Genomic DNA, 17,590 nt, shown 5'->3' with positions numbered 1-17,590 from the left:
ACTAACGCAGCCCCACGACATTCCCGTTCGCCGCTTCACAGGTGCCGGTCGAGCCACGCAACCACGTCGTCGAGCACCTGGTCCTGCTCCGGCTCGTTGAAAACCTCGTGATACAGGCCCGGGTATTCCTTCAACTCGACATCCGTCGAACCCACGCATTCCACCAGACGGCGGCTGCCTTCGACGGGGATCAACGAGTCCCCCGTGCCGTGCACCACCAGCAGCGGGGCAGTCAACGCCGGCGCCCGCTGCGGCATCGTTTCGCCCACCTGCAGCAGCGCCCGCCCGGTTCCGGCCGGGACTTTGCCGTGATAAACGAGCGGGTCTTTGTCATAAGCGCTGACCACTTCGGGGTCGCGCGATATGGCATTGAAGTCCAGAGCCTGCACCGGCAGACCGGGCGCCACCACGCCCAGAACCTTCGCGGCCAGCGCCACCACCGACGGCACCATCTCCTGCGCGGCGATGGCCGGCGCCGACAGGATCATCAGGTCGTAGTTGTCGGGACGCTCCACCCCGTAGGCGAACACGATCGCGCCGCCCATGCTGTGTCCGAGCACGATGCGCGTCAGGCCGGGATTTTCCCGGGTGGCGATGCCGACCAGCGTGTCGAAGTCGGCAGTGAATTCCGAGACATCTCTGACCAGCACTCGCTTGCCACCCGAGCGGCCGTGTCCACGGTGGTCGAGTGCATAGGTGATCAGTCCGGCCGCGCCCAGTCGTTGGGTGACGTGGTCGTAGCGCCGGGCGTGTTCGCCGAAACCGTGCGCGAGCACCACAACCGCACGTGGCGCGACGTCCGGCGTCCACACGTCGTAGACGATGGGGACACCGCCTCTGCCGTCGAAGTTCCGTTCGGTTCGGGTGCTAGTCATTACGGGCAGCTTACGGGCTGGACGACCGCTCTCCGCGTTGTGCTGTCAGACACTTTGCGTACTCTCAACCGGGTGAGTGTTCTCACCGAAAGCGCCTTTGAGACCGGCGGGGATTTCGCCGCCCATGCCGAGCCGTACCGGCGTGAGCTGCTCGCTCACTGTTACCGGATGACCGGCTCGGTGCACGACGCCGAGGACCTGGTGCAGGAAACGCTGCTGCGGGCCTGGAAATCGTATGACCGGTTCGAGGGCAAGTCCTCGGTGCGCACCTGGCTGCACCGCATCGCCACCAACACCTGCCTGACCGCGCTGGAAGGCCGGCAACGACGGCCGCTGCCCACCGGGCTGGGCCACGCCAACTCCGACCCGACGGAAGAGTTGCTCGAACGCGCTGAAGTGGCCTGGCTGGAGCCGCTGCCGGAGGCGGAGGATCCATCCGTGATCGCCGGGTCGCGTGAATCCGTGCGGTTGGCTTTTGTCGCCGCGCTGCAACACCTGTCGCCGCGGCAACGGGCGGTACTGGTGCTGCGCGACGTGCTGCAGTGGAGGGCCGCCGAGGTCGCCGAGGCGATCGGCACCACCACCGTCGCCGTCAACAGCCTGCTGCAACGGGCCCGCGCCCAGTTGGATACGGTCTCGCCCAGCGCCGACGACAAGCTGGTCGCGCCGGATTCGGCTGAGGCGCAGGAGCTGCTGGCGCGCTACATCGCCGCGTTCGAAAGCTACGACATCGACCGGCTGGTAGACATTTTCACCGCCGAGGCGATCTGGGAGATGCCGCCCTACACCGGCTGGTACCGGGGCGCCCAAGACATCATCGCCCTCATTCACACCCAGTGCCCGGCCGAGTTGCCCGGCGATATGCGGCTGATCCCGCTGCTTGCCAACGGCCAGCCCGCCGCCGCGATGTACATGCGCGCGGGTGATCGGCACGTGCCCTTTCAACTCCACGTGCTCGACATCGGGTCGCGGGGGGTCTCCCACGTGGTGGCCTTCCTCGACGGGACACTGTTCCCCAAGTTCGGATTGCCGGAGTCGCTATGACCCCGACTGTCACGCCGGTGTCCGGGCAACCAGCATTGTTGCTTGGCGGCTTTGACATTGGCACCGTCGGTTATGCGGCAGCGGAGTACTTCGTATCCGGGACGGCCTCGTCCTACGCCGCGGAGTCGGAGTTGGGTCTAGATGGTCGCTGGCAGGTAACAACTTCGGACACAGCCGAATTCACCACTCGGGTGGTGGTGCTCACGCCCACCGACCCAGCCCGGTTCAATGGCACCGCGCTGGTCGAATGGCTCAATGTCAGCGGTGGAATCGACGCTCCTGCCGTGTGGATGATGGCCCATCGCGAGATCCTGCGCGCCGGGTACACGTACGTGATGGTCTCGGCCCAGAAAGTCGGCGTCGACGGCGGCGTGAGCCTGCTCGGAATCGACATGTCCTTGAAGAGCCAGAACCCGAAACGCTATGCCGCACTGAGCCATCCGGGCGATGCGTATGCATATGACATTTTCTCCCAAACCGGCGAGTTGGTCCGTAATGGCCTGCTGGGCGAGCTGAGGCCAGAACATGTTGTGGCCGTTGGCGAATCGCAGTCCGCGATGTTTCTCACCACTTACATCAACGGGGTCGATCCGTTGGCCGCCGGCTACGACGGGTTCCTGGTGCATTCCCGCTTCGGGCCGGTCGGGCCACTGGACAACAGCTCGATTTTCGACGAATTGCAGTCCACGACGTCACAAGCGGTCAAATTCCGTCCAGACCTGCGCGTCCCGCTGCTGGCAATCATCACCGAAACCGATTTGTACGGCGCCGGCCGGCAGGGGTATTACGCGGCCCGCCAACCGGACAACGACAAGCTGCGGGTCTGGGAGATCGCCGGCGCTGCGCACGCCGACAATTACACGATCCAGGTGGCGCCCATCGACTCCGGTACCGCGTCGATCGAAGCTCTCGCGGCGGCCTACGCACCCACCGACAACCTGATGGGTCAGCAACTTGGGCACTACATCAACTTTGGACCACAGCACCACTACGTCGTCCAGGCATCCCTTGCCGCACTGACCAACTGGGTCCGCACCGGGGAGGCACCCCCCAGCGGGCCAGCGCTGACGGTGCGCGAAGGCGTGCAGCCAGAACCGGTGCTGGACGCCAACGGCATCGCCGTAGGTGGCGTGCGGACCCCGTGGGTCGATGTGCCGGTCGCCCGCACCTCCGGCAATGCCACCGAGGACAGCATCATGGCGGCGATCTTCGGCACCGGCGAACCCTTCGACGACGCCACGCTGCAACGGCTGTATCCCGGCGGCAAGTCCGAATATCTGGAAAAGTTCACTGCGGCAACAGATGACGCGATCTCATCCGGTTTCGTCCTAGCGGCCGACCGTGACGAGATTTTGCAACTCGCAGCCGCGACCTACCCGGTCGGTTAGCACGCCGAAGATGGACATCCGGCGCGCTGCGGATCGAGGCGTCACCACTACGCAGTGGCTGGAATCGCGGCACTCGTTCTCGTTCGGCGACTACTACGACCCGGACAATACCCACCACGGGTTGTTGCTGGTGAACAATGATGACGTCGTCGCGCCCGGCTCCGGCTTCGACACCCACCCGCATCGGGACATGGAAATAGTCACCTGGGTCCTGGAAGGTGAACTGACACACCAGGATTCCACCGGTAACCACGGCGTCATCTATCCCGGCCTGGCGCAACGCATGTCGGCGGGCAGCGGGATACTGCATTCGGAGAAGAACGATTCATCTACGCAGCCAGTGCATTTCGTGCAGATGTGGGTGGTACCCGGCCAATCCGGTCTCGCGCCCAGTTATCAACAGCACGAAGTTGGCGACGAGTTACTCGGAGGCAACCTGGTCACCATCGCCTCGGGGATGCCGGCACACGATGCCGCGATCGCGCTGCATAACCGGGGCGCGGCTTTGCACTGCGCACGGATGCAACGGGGCGACACGATCGCCTTGCCCGCCGCGCCCTACCTGCACGTGTTCGTCGCCCGCGGCGGTCTCACCGTCGAGGGGGCCGGCGCACTTGGCGCTGGGGACGCCGTCCGGTTCAGCGACGGCGACGGCCGCGCGCTCTCTGCCGACGAGCCCGCCGAAGTCCTCGTCTGGGAGATGCAGACGGCGCTGGGTGGCTAGCCGACATTAGAGTAGGCTCGACAGACAGGAGCCCGCATGTCTCAGAAGCAGCCCCGACACGCAGCCCCCAAGCCCAATCGCGGCACCAAGGAGCTGCGGACGGCGAAGTTCTGGCTGGCGCCCATCGTCATCACGCTGGCCCTGATGTCCGCGTTGTCCGCGCTGTATTTGGGCGGCATCCTGAACCCCACCACCAACCTGCGACATTTCCCGATCGCCGTGGTCAACCAGGACGCCGGACCCTACGGCAAGCAGATCGTCGAGGGCATGGTGGCCGGCTTGGACAAGCAGAAGTTCGATGTTCGAGTTATCCCCCAGCCCGAGGCAAAACAATTGCTCGATAAGGCGCAGATATACGGCGAGTTGGTGATTCCGCCCGGGTTCTCGTCGCGATTGCGGGAACTCGGCGAGAGCGCCCTGACGGCCAATCGCGCCGAACGACCCACGGTCACGATCTCTACCAATCCACGGGCGGGCACACTCGGTTCCAGCATCGCGGGCCAGACCCTGAACCACGCCATGGCGGTGGCGAATGGCAAAGTGGGCGAACGACTTACGGCTGACGTACTAGCCCAGACCGGCGGCCAGATCGCGGGTGCTTCGGCCCTGGCCCTGGGCAATCCGATCGACGTCAGGTCCAACGTCTACAACCCGTTGCCCGACGGCACCGGAAACGGCCTGTCGGCCTTCTACTATGCGCTGTTGTTGCTGCTAGCGGGTTTCACCGGCAGCATCGTCGTCAGCACCCTGGTCGACTCGATGCTGGGTTATGTCCCCGCCGAATTCGGCCCGGTCTACCGCTTCGCCGAACAGGCCAGAATCTCGCGCTTCCGCACCCTGTTGGTCAAGTGGGGACTGATGGTGATCCTGGCGTTGCTGACCTCGGGTATCTATATGGCGATCGCCCACAAGCTGGGCATGCCCATCACGCTGGGCTGGCAGTTGTGGCTGTTCGGTGTGTTCGCGATCAGCGCCGTGGGCATCACCTCCAGTTCACTTATCGCCGTGCTGGGTTCGATGGGTCTGCTGGTGAGCATGCTGATCTTCGTGATTCTGGGTCTGCCGTCGGCTGGTGCCACGGTGCCGCTGGAAGCAGTGCCGCCGTTCTTCCGGTGGCTCGCCGAGTTCGAGCCGATGCATCAGGTGTTCCTGGGCGTGCGGTCGTTGCTCTACCTCGACGGTCACGCGGATGCCGGGCTGTCGCAGGCATTGACGATGACGTCGATCGGCCTGGTAATCGGACTGCTGTTGGGCGGTGTCGTCACACACCTGTACGACCGCAAGGGTTTCCACCGAATTCAGGGTGCGGTTGCGCTGGCCATCGCCGCTGAACACCAAGCGCAGCACCAAGCTCGCCAGAAGGTGCGCGAGGCCGCCGATCAGAGCGAAGCCCAACCCGAGACCCAGACCGAAACCGAAACCGAAACCGAGGCCGAGACGGCTGAGACCAAGGCCGAGACGGCTGAGCCCGAGGCCGCTGAGCCCGAAAGTTCAACTGAGCAAACGTAATTCCAGCGCGGCCTAACCGTCACGGCCCTGTTACAAAAGTTGACAGTGTGGCCGACGTGACTAATTCTGGGATAGTTGCTTTCCCCGATATCGGCTGAAAGGGCTTCCCGTGCTGACGCCATCTGCCGTCTTGCGCAGACTGACGGCTGGCTGCGCTGTCCTGGCGCTGTGTATCACTTTGGCCGGCACGACCGGACAACCGGTAGCCCGCGCCGCCGATGGCCGCGAAATGTTGCAACAAGCCATCGCCGCCACCAAGGGCTCCTATCTGGTCTACAACTTCGGTGCCGGACATCCGATGCCGCTTCTGGACGGCAGCGGCCGCTGGTACGAAATGAACAACGGCGGCCACCTGATGATCATCAAGGGCGCGTCGAGTAGGTTGCAGCCACACCTGTTGGTGGACACCCACACCGGCGACCAAGCTAAGTGCGAGAACAACCCTGGCGCACGCACCAGCGAGGGTCTGTGGCAGGCCTCCGAGATCTACGCCCCGCTGCAGGCCTGGCAACGAATGGGACAGCCGACGATCGCGATCAACGCCAACTTCTTCGACGTGCGCGGCCAAAAGGGCGGATCCTGGCGCGACACCGGTTGCAGTTCACCGCTCGGCGCGTTCGTGGACAACACCCGGGGACAAGGCCGGGCCAACCAGGCCGTCACGGGCACCGTCGCCTACCCCGGCAAGCAAGGCCTGTCCGGCGGCAACGAGTCGTGGACATCGCTCACAACGATGATCCTGCCGATAGGGTCCGCGCCATATGTGTTGCGCCCCAAGGGCAGAGAGGACTACGACCTCGCCACACCGGTAATCCAGGACCTGCTTAACAAGAATGCGAAGTTCGTTGCCGTCGCCGGGATTGGGCTGCTGTCTCCGGGCAATACCGGACAACTACACGACGGCGGACCCAGCGCGGCCCGGACCGCGCTGGCTTACGCGAAGCAGCGGGACGAGATGTACATCTTCGAGGGCGGCAGCTACACCCCGGACAACATCCAGGATCTGTTCCGGGGCCTAGGCAGTGACACCGCCGTGCTGCTCGACGGCGGCGGCTCCTCGGCGATCGTGGTACGCCGTGACACCGGGGGAATGTGGGCCGGTGCGGGCGCGCCCAAGGGATCCTGCGACACCCGCCAAGTGCTGTGCGACTCGCGCGAGCGGGCGCTACCGAGCTGGCTCGCGTTCAACTAGACCCGGCTACACGTGAGGTGTCACGTCCAGCGAGGTGATGGTATTCATCCGCGTCACCAGCCACCGGTCACCCTCACGCTTCATCGTCATCAGGTACGCCAGGTACTGCAGCGAGGGGATGTTCTTTTTCAGCGGGGTGGTCGACGTGGTGTTCGTATACACGATCACCACCGCATTCGGGCCATCCAGCGTCTCGACCGCGACGCCGGTGACCTCGGTCGAGTTGGTCATCTTGTACTGCTTGTTGGGGCCGACGACCTTTTCTTCGACGAACTTGCGGTACTGCGCACTGAAGTCTCCGGCAAGGTACCTGCCCGCGCGGTCGGCGAGGGTGTCCATGTTCTCCGGGGTGTAGCTCCACAGTGCGGTGACCGCGTTGGCCGCTGCCCGCGCCACCTTCACCTTGACCTCGACGGTGGCACGCTCGGACAGGTAGGGCTGCACCGTCGCGCCGGCGAAGGCAGCGGAGCCGACGAACAGGATCGCAGCCGCCGCGGCGATGACCGCGGCCACGCGGCCTTTCTTCTTTTCCCGCTTCTTCTTTTCTTTCTTCTTCTTGGCCTTAGGTGTCGCTTCGGCTGGCTCTTGGGCTGAATCCTCTTCTGACGCGGCCTCGTCCGACTCGGTCGCTGCCGGTTCGGTTTCGTCAGCCGGTTCGGCTTCGTCAGTCGGCTCGGCCGCCGATGCCTCGGCCTGGGTTGTCTCCTGGTCGGAGCCGTCCCCAGCCTCGTCGGTCAGATGACCTGCTGCAGGTTGCTGATCTTCCACTGATTCCCTTCCTGCCTAGCGGTCGCCGACCAACGGTTGGTGTTCTCGAAGACCTGTTTCCCGTCCGGTGATTTGGAGGTGACGTCGGTGGCCACCAGGACCGTCACGCTGCCGTCGTCGTTCCAGCGTTCCACGCCGGCCTCCAGAATCGTCCCGGTGGATCGTTCCGCACGGGCCACCTGGAGCAGGATTTCGTTGGCCTTGTCCATGTACTCCTTGGCGAAGTCGCCGGTGGCTTGCGCCATGATCCGTTCGATGTATTCGTTGGCGTGGAACGGATCAACGGATGTGAAGCCGGTCATGAACCACTTCACGTAGTTAACGGCCTGGGTTTCGCGCTCGGCGGTGCGCGCACGGGACTGATGGTCGACGAGCATGAAGGTGGACAGCGCGATCGCGGCGACCATCAGCACCGATGCAGCTGTGGAAACCACCGGCAGCACCCACTGTTTCGGCGGTATGGGTTGCGCGACGAGCAGCGAGTCCTCGCCGGGTTCGAACCTGCGGCGGGGACTCATTTGTGTTCCGCCGGCGGTTTCGGTTTGGCCAGGACGGTCAGGCCGTCGACGAGCCAACGGCCGTCGTCGCGCTTGACGAAGTTCACCCGGACGCTCGCGGTGATGTACCGGACCTCCTGGCCCTCGCCACGCCGGCCCTGCAAGAACAACAACATCTTGGCGGAATTCGGAGTGGCAGCCAGTACCGAGTTGGTCGAACCCCAATATTCGTTGACGACAGGGTGACCCTTTTGCACCACTTCCTGCTGAGCGGCCAGATCACGACGGTATCTCTCGGTGGTTAGCGACAGCGCGCGGGCGAAGTCGTCGTGGAGGGTTTTCGGGTTGTAGGTCAGCATCTGGGCGACGATCTTAGGGCCCTGCTTGGAGATCTCGTCCCGGGTCCGTTCGGTTGCCTGGGCGTTGGCGTACACCACGCCGTAACCGACACCGGTGGCGCCCAGGCACAGGACCGCGGCGGCGGTCAGCGCAATCGCGGTCCATTTCCGCACCTGGCCGGGCCGCTCATGCGGTACGACGCGGAGCACCTCGGTCTTGACCAACATGTCTGCGAAGGTCCGGCGTTCCGGATCCCACAGCGGCCATAACCAACCCACCAACAGCGCGGCGGTATCGAGCAAGTGCGCCAGGTCGCGCAGCAGCAGCCGCCACGGGCCGATATCGGCACCGTCGCGACGGGTCACTGCGATGCCGAACAGCGCGCGGCCCAGGCTCCAGCCGGTGACGCTGGGCAGCAACAACCGGTTCACCAGCACCAGCAGCACGGCGACACCGAGCAGGGACGTGGATATCCACCACCACACGCCACGCGCCGGCAGGGTGAAGGAAACCATGGCCAACGTCGTGGCTGCGGCCATGCCCGGAAGTATGTCGACGGTCAACGCTGCGGCGCGCAGATGCCACGGCGCCAAGGCTTTCTCGGGTAAGTCCTGGGTGGCGTCCGTGGTCTTGATCTTTTCGACCACCACCGTCACTTCGTCACCTGGTCGAGTTTGGAGATCTTGTAGGTGCCGTCGGTCGGCGACATCCGCACACGCAGTCGATAGCCCGTTTCCTGATTCTGCTGCTCGGCGTTCGACAGGCTGATGCGGATCGCCACGAGCATGTCTACCGAGCCGTCGGGATTGTTGTGTTCCACCGCCGCACGCAATGCCGAGACTTTGAGGTGCACATCCGCGGCCTGATACGCCTGCACCAACATGCTGCTGTAGAGCAGCGCCTGGGTGCGGTATTGGTCGGTGCCGCAATCGATGATCTTCTGCTCACTGGCGGCCATGCTGCTGGTGTCGGGCGCTTGCGTGGCGGCGACGCAGTCTTTGGCAATGCTCAGGGCCAACGCGTTATTGCGCTGCAACGCCTGAATGTCCTGGTGAGAGCGCAGCGCATAGTAGCCGCTGGCTCCGACCCCCCCGGCGACGATGAGCAGGATGGCCGCAATCGCGGCGAACCACCCGCGGCCTACCCGCGAGGGGCCCCGCCCGCTGGCTGCATCTTCGGCGGCTGCTTCTTCGGCGGCTGCATCTTCGGCGGCTGCTTCTTCGGCTGCACCGTCATCGGATGCATTCTCGTCGGATTCCGTCACCGCAGAGCTGTCTGGGTCGGCTCCGGCCTCGGATTCTTTCGAATCCTCGACCGTCACCGCGGAACCAGTCGGGTCGGCTCCGGCCTCGGATTCTTTCGAATCCTCGACCGTCACCGCGGAACCAGTCGGGTCGGCTCCGGCCTCAGAATCTTTCGAATCCTCGACCGTCACCTCCGGACCCAGCGAATCGTCCTCGTTGATGGGGTTCAGCCGGCTGGCGCCAGCATCTCCTTCCATCCGTCGTCTCCTGTTTTGGTTGAGTTTGCGACGGAGTATTTGACCCCGTCGGGCCCGACCAGCTCACCACTCTGCGGACTGTATACCGCAGAGGGGGGCCCGCCCGGAGTGTAGACGCACGGGTTGGGCTGTTGTCCGTTGCACTGCACCGCGCCCGTTCCGGGTCGCGTAAGCGGGTCGCTGATCGGTGGCGGTGTCAGGCCCCCCGGTGGGAGCCGATCGGCCGGCAGCGGGTTCAACCCGTTGTTCACCGACGGCGCCGGGACTACCAGCCCCGGCTTGACCGGCTGGTCACAGCGCGCCGCGGGCGCCGGGCAGCTCAGCAACTGGTTCGGGTCGCCGTACCAGGGGTTGGTACCGGCTGGCTCGTAGGGCTTGGTGCTGCGGCATTCGCGCGGCGTCGCGGCCCGTTTACCGGGAACGTCGACACACGGAATGTTTCGCGAACCACGCACGCTGTTGGCCGGGGTGTCCATCGGGATCTTGCAGTAGGTCCCGACCGGCAACGGCTGCACACTGGTGTCGGCAAACGATCGCCACTGCTCGGCCGGGATGAAGCCGGTCAGGCAGGGCGGCGGCTGATTAATCGCCAGGGCCAGGTCCAGTGCGGCCTGGTTCGGGAACGGCGCCGCCACCGTCTGCGCGATCGAGGCGCCTTGTGGCAGGAACACCAACACCTGTTCGAGGCCCTTGTTGTAGCGCTTCAACATCTCGAAGACCACCTCGAGGTTCGCCAGCGTCTGCGGCAGCGATTCCTGCACGCCGGAGAATACGTCGTTGACCTGGTCGGCCGTCGGCGCCGCCTGGGTCAGCACGCTCCGCAGATGCTGGTCCTCCTGCGCGCTTTGCGCGGCCAACACATTCAGGTTGTGCGACCAACGCTGAATGGCGCTACCGGAATCAACCTGGCTCTGCAGGACCGGTCCCGAGTGCTGAATGATGTCGTTGATGTCGTTGATCTGGGTGTGGAAGTCACCCACGATCGCCTGAGTGGCATCGACCAGTCGCTGCAAGGCGGGCCCTAGGCCACCGACCGCCAGCGCCGTCTCGTCGAGCAGCTTCGGGATCTTTTCCTTCGGCAGCGCGGCGAGTCCGCGGTTCGCGGTGTCCAACGCCGGCCCGATCTCGCTCGGAACCGTGCCCTTGGTGATGGTCTGGCCGGACGCAAAGAACTTCCCCGGGTTCCCGGTTGACACCAGGTCGAGGTACTGCTCACCGACCGCCGACACCGAGTGCACGTTGGCCGTTGCGTCGAGAGGAATCTTGTAGCGGCTGTCGATGCTCAGCGTGGCTCGAGCACCGTTGGGTGTGGGCTCGACTTCGGTGACCTTGCCAATGGTGATGCCGCGGTAGGTCACGTTGGCGGTGGGATACAGACCACCCGATGCCGGTAGCTCCGCGGTCAACTCGTAGCGCCCCAACCCGACCAGGGTCGGCACCTGTAAGTAGTAGATGCCTAGCACCGACAGCGCAATCACGGTCAGCGCCAAGAACATCCACAACTGGCGCTTGATAAAGGGTGTCAGCATTGGCCTCGCTCCGCCCTTTCCACCAGCGGTCCGCCCGGCGCGTCGTTCGGGTTCGACGTATAGCGGACGTCAGGAATCATCGTCTCCGGGTCGCGGCCGAACGACTGCTCGATCGCGCGCAGCGCCCCGGAGAATCCGGTACCGGTCAGCACCGCGTTGTCGACCGCGCTCAGCGTCACATCGAGCGTGGCGTTCACGTTCTGGTAGTCACCGCGGAAGATCTTCGGCACCGTGTCGATGTCGAACGGCTGCGTCAGGATCAACTTCAGCGCGCCAATCAAGTACGGCGACCCCCGACCGAGTTCCCGCAACGGACACTGCAGCGCCTGCAGGTCAGTGTTCAGGTTGGCCCGTGCGTCGCCCAGGTACTGGTCGGCGGCCGAGCTCAACCGGCCCACCGAGTCGACTGCGTTGATCAGCAGGTTCTTGGTGTCCGCGAAATGCTTGAGCAGCGGCGGGAAGTCCGTCAGCACGCGTTCCAGCACATCGTTGCGGTTACCGACATAACTGAGCAGCCGGTTCGTCGAGTCGATGGCATGCGTGATGTCGTCGCGTTGCTCGTTGAGCTGACGGGTGAAGGTGTCGAGCCTGTTCAGGAAACCACGGATCTGGTCGCCCCGGCCGTGGAAGATCGCGTAGATCTCGTTCTGCAGCACTTCCAGGTTAGGAATGCCGCCACCGCGCAGGATCAACGAGATGACGGCCAGCGTTTGCTCGATGTTGGGATACGCCGACGAGTTCTTCAGCGGAATCGTGTCACCGTTGCGCAGCGTTCCCTGCGGGTCGGGCGGCGAAATCAACTCGACGTGCTGCGAACCCAGCAAGCTGGTCTGGCCGATCTTGAGGATGGCGTTCTTGGGCAGCTTGACGTCTTTTTTCAGCCCGAGCGTCAGCGTGGCGATCCAGTTCTTCAGCTCGATTTTGCGGATCGAGCCGACCTCGACGTCGGCAACCATCACCTTGCTGTTGCCGTTGATCGCCAAGGTGTCGGGCACCTGGGCGTAGACGGTGTACGCGTCGGACCCGCTGCCCGGCGCCCCCGGGATGGCCACCTGGGAGATGCCTTTCCAGCCACAGGAGCTGAGCATCAAGGTCGCCAGCAGCAGCACCAGCGCCTGCCAGCCGCCGCGACGGACTCGGTGTAACACGCTCTTCGCGGTCACTGTCCTCCTCCTGCCTCAGCTGGTAGCGGTGCGCCGACGGGAGCCGGTGCCGGACCCGGGCCGGCGGGCACCGGCGCGACCGGGCCGGGAATCACCCCTGGCCCCGGCGCGGGCGGCGGTACCGGCACCTGAGCCTGCAGGCCGATCGGTGGCAAAATCGGGACCTCGTCGTATGCGTTGGGCGGTCCCGGCGGCGTCTGCAGCGTCGACTGAACCGGCTCGATGTCGGGTCCACCCATCAGCTCAGCCAGCGACTCGGGAGTCAGCAGGCCGGCCGTGATCGGACCCACCTGGGTGCCCTGCATACCCGGCGCAACGATCCAGCCTTGCTGGGTGTTGCGGTGCGACAACGGGGTGTCCGGCACCCAGATACCCGGGACGGTGGTGTCCTTGTATCCGTTTGGCGGTTGCAACCGCGGCTCGGAGTAGGCGACCATCTTCGGCAATACCTCGGCGGTGCTGAACGTGTTCAAACCGAACGGGAAGTAGTTGAACTTGATTGCGTCGAGCACTGGCGCCATGTACTGGGCGCAGAGTTCGGCGGATTCCTGATACCCCAACCGGCTGCCGGCTTGGACCGAACTGCAGATGAACTGCATCGGGTTGGCGAAGCTGGTGATTTCCGGGACGGCGACCAGCGAACCGTGGGACGGGTGATAGATCAGGTTGACATTGGCCGCAGCCGTCGGCAGCACGTGCAACGCGGTTTCCAGACCGTTCAGCGGCTCGGGCTGCAACAGCGTATTGGTCAGTGTGGCAAGGTTATTGACGTCGTGCGTCAGCACCTCGCTGTTCTTGTCCAGCCACGGGCGAACCGTGGTCAACAGGCTGTCCAACTGGCGCAGCGTGGCCGCCAGCGCCTGATCCGAACTCGCGAGGCGACCGGTCACGTCGGCCAGATTCTGGTTCAACGCCACGAACTGTTTGTCGTCCTGGTGCAGCGCGTTGACGAACATGGCCAGGCTCTTGACGACGGCGAAGAAGTCGCCCCGGCCTTCGTTGAGCGCTGTCAGCGCCCGTGACAGGTTGTCCAGGGTGGTGTTGAGCTGCTTGCCCTTGCCCTCGAGACCATTGGCGAACGAGTTGATGACCTCGCCGAAGGGTCCTTGAGGCTGCTCCGGCGTTGGCCCGAGCTCGTTGATGATGTGGGTGATGCTGTTGCGCAGCTCGTCCCACTCCACCGGAACCTGCGTGCGCTCGAGCGGGATTACCGCGTTGTTCGCGAGCACTGGTCCGCCCTTGTAGGGCGGCTCGAGCTGGATTGCGCGGGACGCCACCAGGGTCGGGTTGAGAATTATCGCCGAAGCGTTGGCTGGCACCTTGTACTTGTTGGAGTAGTGGAAGGTCACCTTCATCTTGTCGCCGGCCGGCTCGATGCTGTCGATCGTGCCGACCTTCAGGCCCATGATCTGGACCTTGTCACCCGCGTACAGCGCGTTGGCCTCTGAGAAGTAGGCGACGACCGTGTTCGTCGTCAGCTTCTGGTACAGGTGCCACCCGACAAAGGCGGCCGCCAGCCCGAGCACCACGATCAGCGAGCCGATGATGACCGTCGCCCGCGACATTTTCGGCAGGCGGATGTTGCGGACGTCAAAGATGGTGCTCAATTCTCGCTACCTCCCGCTGCGCCACTACCGCCGGTGCCACCTGGCGTGATGAACGGTGCCGGCAACTGGTTGCCCGGTCCCGGCGGGGCCGCGGGACCCGGAGGCAGCCCCGGTGCGAACGTCGACGGCGGTGCTACCGGTCCGGCCGGTCCGATCGGTTCGGTGCGAGCACCCGGCGGTGCGTTTGGCGGCAGCGGCACCGGGGTGCCGGGAGCGTCGGGCACCGGTTCGCCCGGCCGTCCGCCGATCGGAATGCCCGGTACCGGCGGCACCCCGTTCGGGTTGGGCGGCGATGTCAGAACATCCAGTGGCGCCGGGAACGGCGATCCACCGAACGGCCCGATGTTCAGACCGGCGCAGGGCAGCGGATTGCCTGGCGTCGGCAGTCCGTTCGCGGCCGGCGTGTAGGAGCATGGCGAGCCCGGCGGTACAGCCGGTCCCGGGTGCTCCGGGGTACCTTCCAGCACCAGCGGCGGCGGCGGCGGTGCACCGTTGGGGAAGCGCGTGCCGTTGGGGTCGGGGAACCGGTACGCCGGCAACCCGGCGCTGCGCCAAAACTCTTCGGGATCCAGACCGCGCTTCTTGAACGCGGCGTCGATGAACGGCTGGATGATCTGACCCGGAACCAGGTTGTGAATGACCACCTTGAAGAAGGGTCCCGATCCGATGGCTTCGTTCAGTGACGGCAAGAACCCACCGACCATCAGCAGTCCGTTTGCCAGGTCGTCCTTGCGCTCGACCAACAGGTCGCTGAGGGTGCGCAGCTGTTCCAGCACGTGGTTGATGTTCGGGTTGTCGTTGAGCAGACCCTCAACCTGGGTCGAGAATGCGGCGACGTTGCTGAGCAGTGCGTCGATGGCGCGACCACGTTCATTGAAGGCGGCCAGCAGTGTCTTGGCGTTTACCAGCAGCCGGTCCACCTGCTGGCTGCGGTCACCGAGGACACTGGCCACCTGGTTGGCTTGGGCCAGCAGATGCTTGATCTCCTCGTCGCGCTTGCCGATGGTGTCGGAGAACTTGGCGACACCGTCGAGGGCGGGACTGAGCTGCGGGTAGGTCTGGTCAATGGTCTCGGACAACACATGCAACGACTTCTTGACCGTGTCGATGTCCCAGCCGGTGGCCGCTTTGGTGACGTCCAGGAATGCGTCGTAGATCTGGTACGGGGTGGTGCTCTGGCCCAGCGGCAAGGTCCCGTTCGGCCGCAGCGGCTGGTTGCCACGGGCTTCGATCTCGAGAACCTTCTTGCCGAGCAGGGTGTCGGTACGGATGTTCAGCCGACTCTCGGTTCCGATGGTTTCGGTACCGATCGAGAACTTCATCACGATGTGATCGCCGTCGATCTTGATGGCCTCGACCTTGCCGACGTCCATGCCGGCGATGCGCACCTTGTCGCCCTTGTTGATGCCGCCGGTGTCGGTGAACTGCCCGTAGTAGCTGGGCCTTGCCATCAACATGGGCACGCTGGTGAAGCTTTGACCCACCCCGATGACAAGCAGCGTCACCACGATGCCCATCAACCCGATGTGAAGCCTGTTGGGCGGTTCAAGCGTTCTCATTGGGGTGTGCACCTTCCTGTCGGCTGGTGGAAGAGCCGGACAGTGCGGACAGGCCCCCCGGGCTGCAGCCCGTTGATTCGGAGACTGATGTCGCAGGAGTAGAAGTTCACGAAGTCGCCGTAGGAGCCGATGCCGCGCCCGATCAAGTTCAGTGCGGACGGCACCTTGTGCAGGAAGTCGTTTAATTGCTCCCGCTGATCGATCAGCGGCTGCTGAATGGTGTCGAGATAGTTGATCGCCTTGTGCAGCAGGGCGCGGTCCTCGGCCAGCAGGTCCGCCACCGTCCCGGCGGCGTTACTGATGTGCGCGGTGCCGGCGGCCAGCGGGTCGGCGTGGTCCTTGAGCCCGGTGATCAGCACCTCGAGGTTATTGACCGTCTGATCGAAGTCCTTGCGGTGCCGAACCGTGGTGTCCAGCACCGTATTCAGATTCTTGATCACCTCGCCGATCGCCTGATCACGCTCGGCAAGCTGCGAGGTGAGCTGTGCGGTCTGGTTGAGGATGTCGTTGATCGTGCCGCCCTGACCTTGGAACACGGTGATCAGGGCCGACGCGATCGTGTTGACCTTGTCCGGGTTGAGCGCGCGGAACACCGGTTTGAAGCCACCGATCAGCGCGTCCAGGTCGAGTGCCGGCGAGGTCCGCGACAGCGGGATGAATCCACCCGGCGACATGATCTTGTCGGAGCCGTCCCCTTCGCCGCGCTTGAGCTCGAGGTAACGGTTGCCGATCAGGTCGAGGTAGCGGATCTGCGCGGTCGTCGACTGGTACAGCGGGATCGCGCGGTCGACGTTGAAGGTCACCTTCACCCGCTTGCCATTGTCGATCAGCTCGACCTTGTCGACCTTGCCGATCTCCACTCCGGACGCGCGGACGAACTGGCCGTTGCGCAGTCCGCTTATGTTGCTGAACTCGGCGGAGTAGGAGTTGGTCCGGTCGAACCGAATCTGACCGAACACGACGATGATCATGATGCTGAACAGCACCAGCACTATTGCGAAAGCGCTGAGTTTGACGAGCGTCCCGGTGATTTTCATGGGTTGATCGTGTTGTCCCCTACTTGACGGCCCCAGACGTACTCGAGTACGTAGGGCGAACCGGTATCCAAGTGGTTGTAAGGCGCGAGGCTGTTGCCGCTGTCCATCACCAGTTGCGGTGCGGGCCACAGTTGACGGGTGATCTGCTGCCAACATCCCGGTGCACCGCCCGGGCCGCCACGTGCGTTGACGCGCGGCAGATTCTCCGGGTAGGTGTACGGGTTCGGCGCCCCACCGACCAGTCCGGCGGCTAGCCCGCCGACCTGCGACAGCAGCAGCGGAACCAGCGAAATCGGGTTCAGCATCATGCCCAGGGCGGACAGGATCTGGGAGTGGCTGTCCAGCGAGTAGCCGTTGCCGCCGAGGAACTGGCGGGCCTTGGGTTCGATGTCGTGGTAGTTGCGCAGCGTGCAGAGCAGCTCGGGGCTGTAGGTGTCCAGCAGCTGTGCGGTCGGCTTCAGGTCTGCTGCGCCGCGCGCCAGATACGGCCCGCCGCGCTCGAAGATATCGGCGCCGGTGTTGCCGAATCCGGCGGCTGCCAATAGCGCCTGGTCCAGGTCCTTTTGCTGGGCGTTGATCGAGCGAGCCGTCGGCACCGAATTGTTCAGGAAGTCCAACAGCTCCGGTGCGGCGTCGGCGTAGACGTCGCCGAGGGCAGCGAGCTGTTGGATGTCACGACGTGCCTGCGGCATCTGGGGGTTGATGTCGTCCAGGATCTTGTTGCCGTTGACGATCGACTCGCCGAACCGGTCGCCCAGCCCGGTCAGTGATTGCGCGGCCGCACTGAGTGTCAGGTTGAGCTTGACCGGATCGACCTTCTCCGCAATCGAGGTGAGGGTCTGGAACAGGGTGTTGATC

The 17,590-nt window shown here is 64.4% G+C and carries 15 protein-coding genes and 1 pseudogene; 5 read left to right on the top strand and 11 right to left on the bottom strand.

Going from position 1 to position 17,590, the window contains the following annotated elements:
• Window positions 1-35: 35 nt before the first annotated feature.
• Window positions 36-875: an alpha/beta hydrolase gene (locus A5634_RS14800; protein WP_065144800.1), complete on the bottom strand. Its 840-nt coding sequence runs from the start codon at window positions 873-875 to the stop codon at window positions 36-38.
• On the opposite strand from A5634_RS14800, the pseudogene A5634_RS14795 reads away from it, so the two are divergent.
• The 5 genes and pseudogenes from A5634_RS14795 to A5634_RS14775 all read left to right on the top strand — a co-directional run bounded on the left by A5634_RS14795 (window position 823) and on the right by A5634_RS14775 (window position 6,732).
• Window positions 823-1,919: pseudogene (locus tag A5634_RS14795) on the top strand (sigma-70 family RNA polymerase sigma factor). The gene A5634_RS14800 and the pseudogene A5634_RS14795 sit on opposite strands and share 53 nt — an antisense overlap.
• Entirely contained in the window at window positions 1,916-3,307 is a 1,392-nt protein-coding gene (locus tag A5634_RS14790; protein ID WP_065144799.1) for an alpha/beta hydrolase domain-containing protein, read from the top strand. Before A5634_RS14795 ends, A5634_RS14790 begins: the two are co-directional and overlap by 4 nt.
• Before the next feature lie 10 nt (window positions 3,308-3,317).
• A complete protein-coding gene (locus A5634_RS14785; RefSeq protein WP_065144798.1) occupies window positions 3,318-4,031 on the top strand; it encodes a pirin family protein in 714 nt (237 codons plus the stop codon).
• A 36-nt stretch (window positions 4,032-4,067) separates the two neighbouring features.
• On the top strand, window positions 4,068-5,540 hold the full coding sequence (locus tag A5634_RS14780) for a YhgE/Pip domain-containing protein (RefSeq protein ID WP_065144797.1): 1,473 nt from the start codon (window positions 4,068-4,070) through the stop codon (window positions 5,538-5,540).
• A gap of 94 nt (window positions 5,541-5,634) precedes the next feature.
• The gene (locus A5634_RS14775; RefSeq protein ID WP_253861641.1) at window positions 5,635-6,732 is read left to right on the top strand and encodes a phosphodiester glycosidase family protein; all 1,098 of its coding nucleotides are present in this window, start codon (window positions 5,635-5,637) and stop codon (window positions 6,730-6,732) included.
• 6 nt (window positions 6,733-6,738) lie between these two features.
• On the opposite strand, the gene A5634_RS14770 is transcribed toward A5634_RS14775, so the two are convergent.
• The 10 genes from A5634_RS14770 to A5634_RS14725 form a co-directional block, all read right to left on the bottom strand.
• Complete coding sequence (locus tag A5634_RS14770) at window positions 6,739-7,470, bottom strand: hypothetical protein (RefSeq protein WP_437339978.1); 732 nt, start codon at window positions 7,468-7,470, stop codon at window positions 6,739-6,741.
• The gene (locus A5634_RS14765) at window positions 7,467-8,018 is read right to left on the bottom strand and encodes a mammalian cell entry protein (protein WP_065144794.1); all 552 of its coding nucleotides are present in this window, start codon (window positions 8,016-8,018) and stop codon (window positions 7,467-7,469) included. The genes A5634_RS14770 and A5634_RS14765 overlap by 4 nt, the downstream gene beginning before the upstream one ends.
• The gene (locus A5634_RS14760) at window positions 8,015-8,992 is read right to left on the bottom strand and encodes an RDD family protein (RefSeq protein WP_065144793.1); all 978 of its coding nucleotides are present in this window, start codon (window positions 8,990-8,992) and stop codon (window positions 8,015-8,017) included. Before A5634_RS14760 ends, A5634_RS14765 begins: the two co-directional genes overlap by 4 nt.
• Entirely contained in the window at window positions 8,989-9,837 is an 849-nt protein-coding gene (locus tag A5634_RS14755; protein ID WP_065144792.1) for an Mce protein, read from the bottom strand. The genes A5634_RS14760 and A5634_RS14755 overlap by 4 nt, the downstream gene beginning before the upstream one ends.
• Window positions 9,807-11,366: a virulence factor Mce family protein gene (locus A5634_RS14750; protein WP_065144791.1), complete on the bottom strand. Its 1,560-nt coding sequence runs from the start codon at window positions 11,364-11,366 to the stop codon at window positions 9,807-9,809. The genes A5634_RS14755 and A5634_RS14750 overlap by 31 nt, the downstream gene beginning before the upstream one ends.
• Window positions 11,360-12,529 carry a virulence factor Mce family protein gene (locus A5634_RS14745; protein WP_065144790.1) on the bottom strand — a complete coding sequence of 390 codons (1,170 nt, stop codon included), beginning with the start codon at window positions 12,527-12,529 and terminating at the stop codon, window positions 11,360-11,362. The genes A5634_RS14750 and A5634_RS14745 overlap by 7 nt, the downstream gene beginning before the upstream one ends.
• Window positions 12,526-14,136 (bottom strand): virulence factor Mce family protein, encoded by a 1,611-nt coding sequence (locus tag A5634_RS14740; RefSeq protein WP_065144789.1) that lies wholly within the window; start codon window positions 14,134-14,136, stop codon window positions 12,526-12,528. Before A5634_RS14740 ends, A5634_RS14745 begins: the two co-directional genes overlap by 4 nt.
• Entirely contained in the window at window positions 14,133-15,695 is a 1,563-nt protein-coding gene (locus A5634_RS14735) for a virulence factor Mce family protein (RefSeq protein WP_065144788.1), read from the bottom strand. Before A5634_RS14735 ends, A5634_RS14740 begins: the two co-directional genes overlap by 4 nt.
• Window positions 15,692-16,732 (bottom strand): virulence factor Mce family protein, encoded by a 1,041-nt coding sequence (locus A5634_RS14730; protein WP_065144787.1) that lies wholly within the window; start codon window positions 16,730-16,732, stop codon window positions 15,692-15,694. The genes A5634_RS14735 and A5634_RS14730 overlap by 4 nt, the downstream gene beginning before the upstream one ends.
• The coding region (locus A5634_RS14725; protein ID WP_065144786.1) for an MCE family protein at window positions 16,729-17,590 on the bottom strand (862 nt) is incomplete at its 5' end. The genes A5634_RS14730 and A5634_RS14725, both read right to left, overlap by 4 nt.

Source organism: Mycobacterium asiaticum (genome assembly GCF_001673365.1).
In the GTDB taxonomy this organism is placed as follows: domain Bacteria; phylum Actinomycetota; class Actinomycetes; order Mycobacteriales; family Mycobacteriaceae; genus Mycobacterium; species Mycobacterium asiaticum_A.
Note: the sequence above shows the minus strand (reverse complement) of the source record. Positions and strands in the feature narration are given on the sequence as shown.

Excerpts from the sequence above, each read along its gene's own strand:
- A5634_RS14800 (WP_065144800.1), bottom strand. The coding sequence starts at position 875 with ATGACTAGCACCCGAACCGAACGGAACTTCGACGGCAGAGGCGGTGTC.
- A5634_RS14790 (WP_065144799.1), top strand. The coding sequence starts at position 1,916 with ATGACCCCGACTGTCACGCCGGTGTCCGGGCAACCAGCATTGTTGCTT.
- A5634_RS14785 (WP_065144798.1), top strand. The coding sequence starts at position 3,318 with ATGGACATCCGGCGCGCTGCGGATCGAGGCGTCACCACTACGCAGTGG.
- A5634_RS14780 (WP_065144797.1), top strand. The coding sequence starts at position 4,068 with ATGTCTCAGAAGCAGCCCCGACACGCAGCCCCCAAGCCCAATCGCGGC.
- A5634_RS14765 (WP_065144794.1), bottom strand. The coding sequence starts at position 8,018 with ATGAGTCCCCGCCGCAGGTTCGAACCCGGCGAGGACTCGCTGCTCGTC.
- A5634_RS14755 (WP_065144792.1), bottom strand. The coding sequence starts at position 9,837 with ATGGAAGGAGATGCTGGCGCCAGCCGGCTGAACCCCATCAACGAGGAC.
- A5634_RS14750 (WP_065144791.1), bottom strand. The coding sequence starts at position 11,366 with ATGCTGACACCCTTTATCAAGCGCCAGTTGTGGATGTTCTTGGCGCTG.
- A5634_RS14735 (WP_065144788.1), bottom strand. The coding sequence starts at position 15,695 with ATGAGAACGCTTGAACCGCCCAACAGGCTTCACATCGGGTTGATGGGC.
- A5634_RS14730 (WP_065144787.1), bottom strand. The coding sequence starts at position 16,732 with ATGAAAATCACCGGGACGCTCGTCAAACTCAGCGCTTTCGCAATAGTG.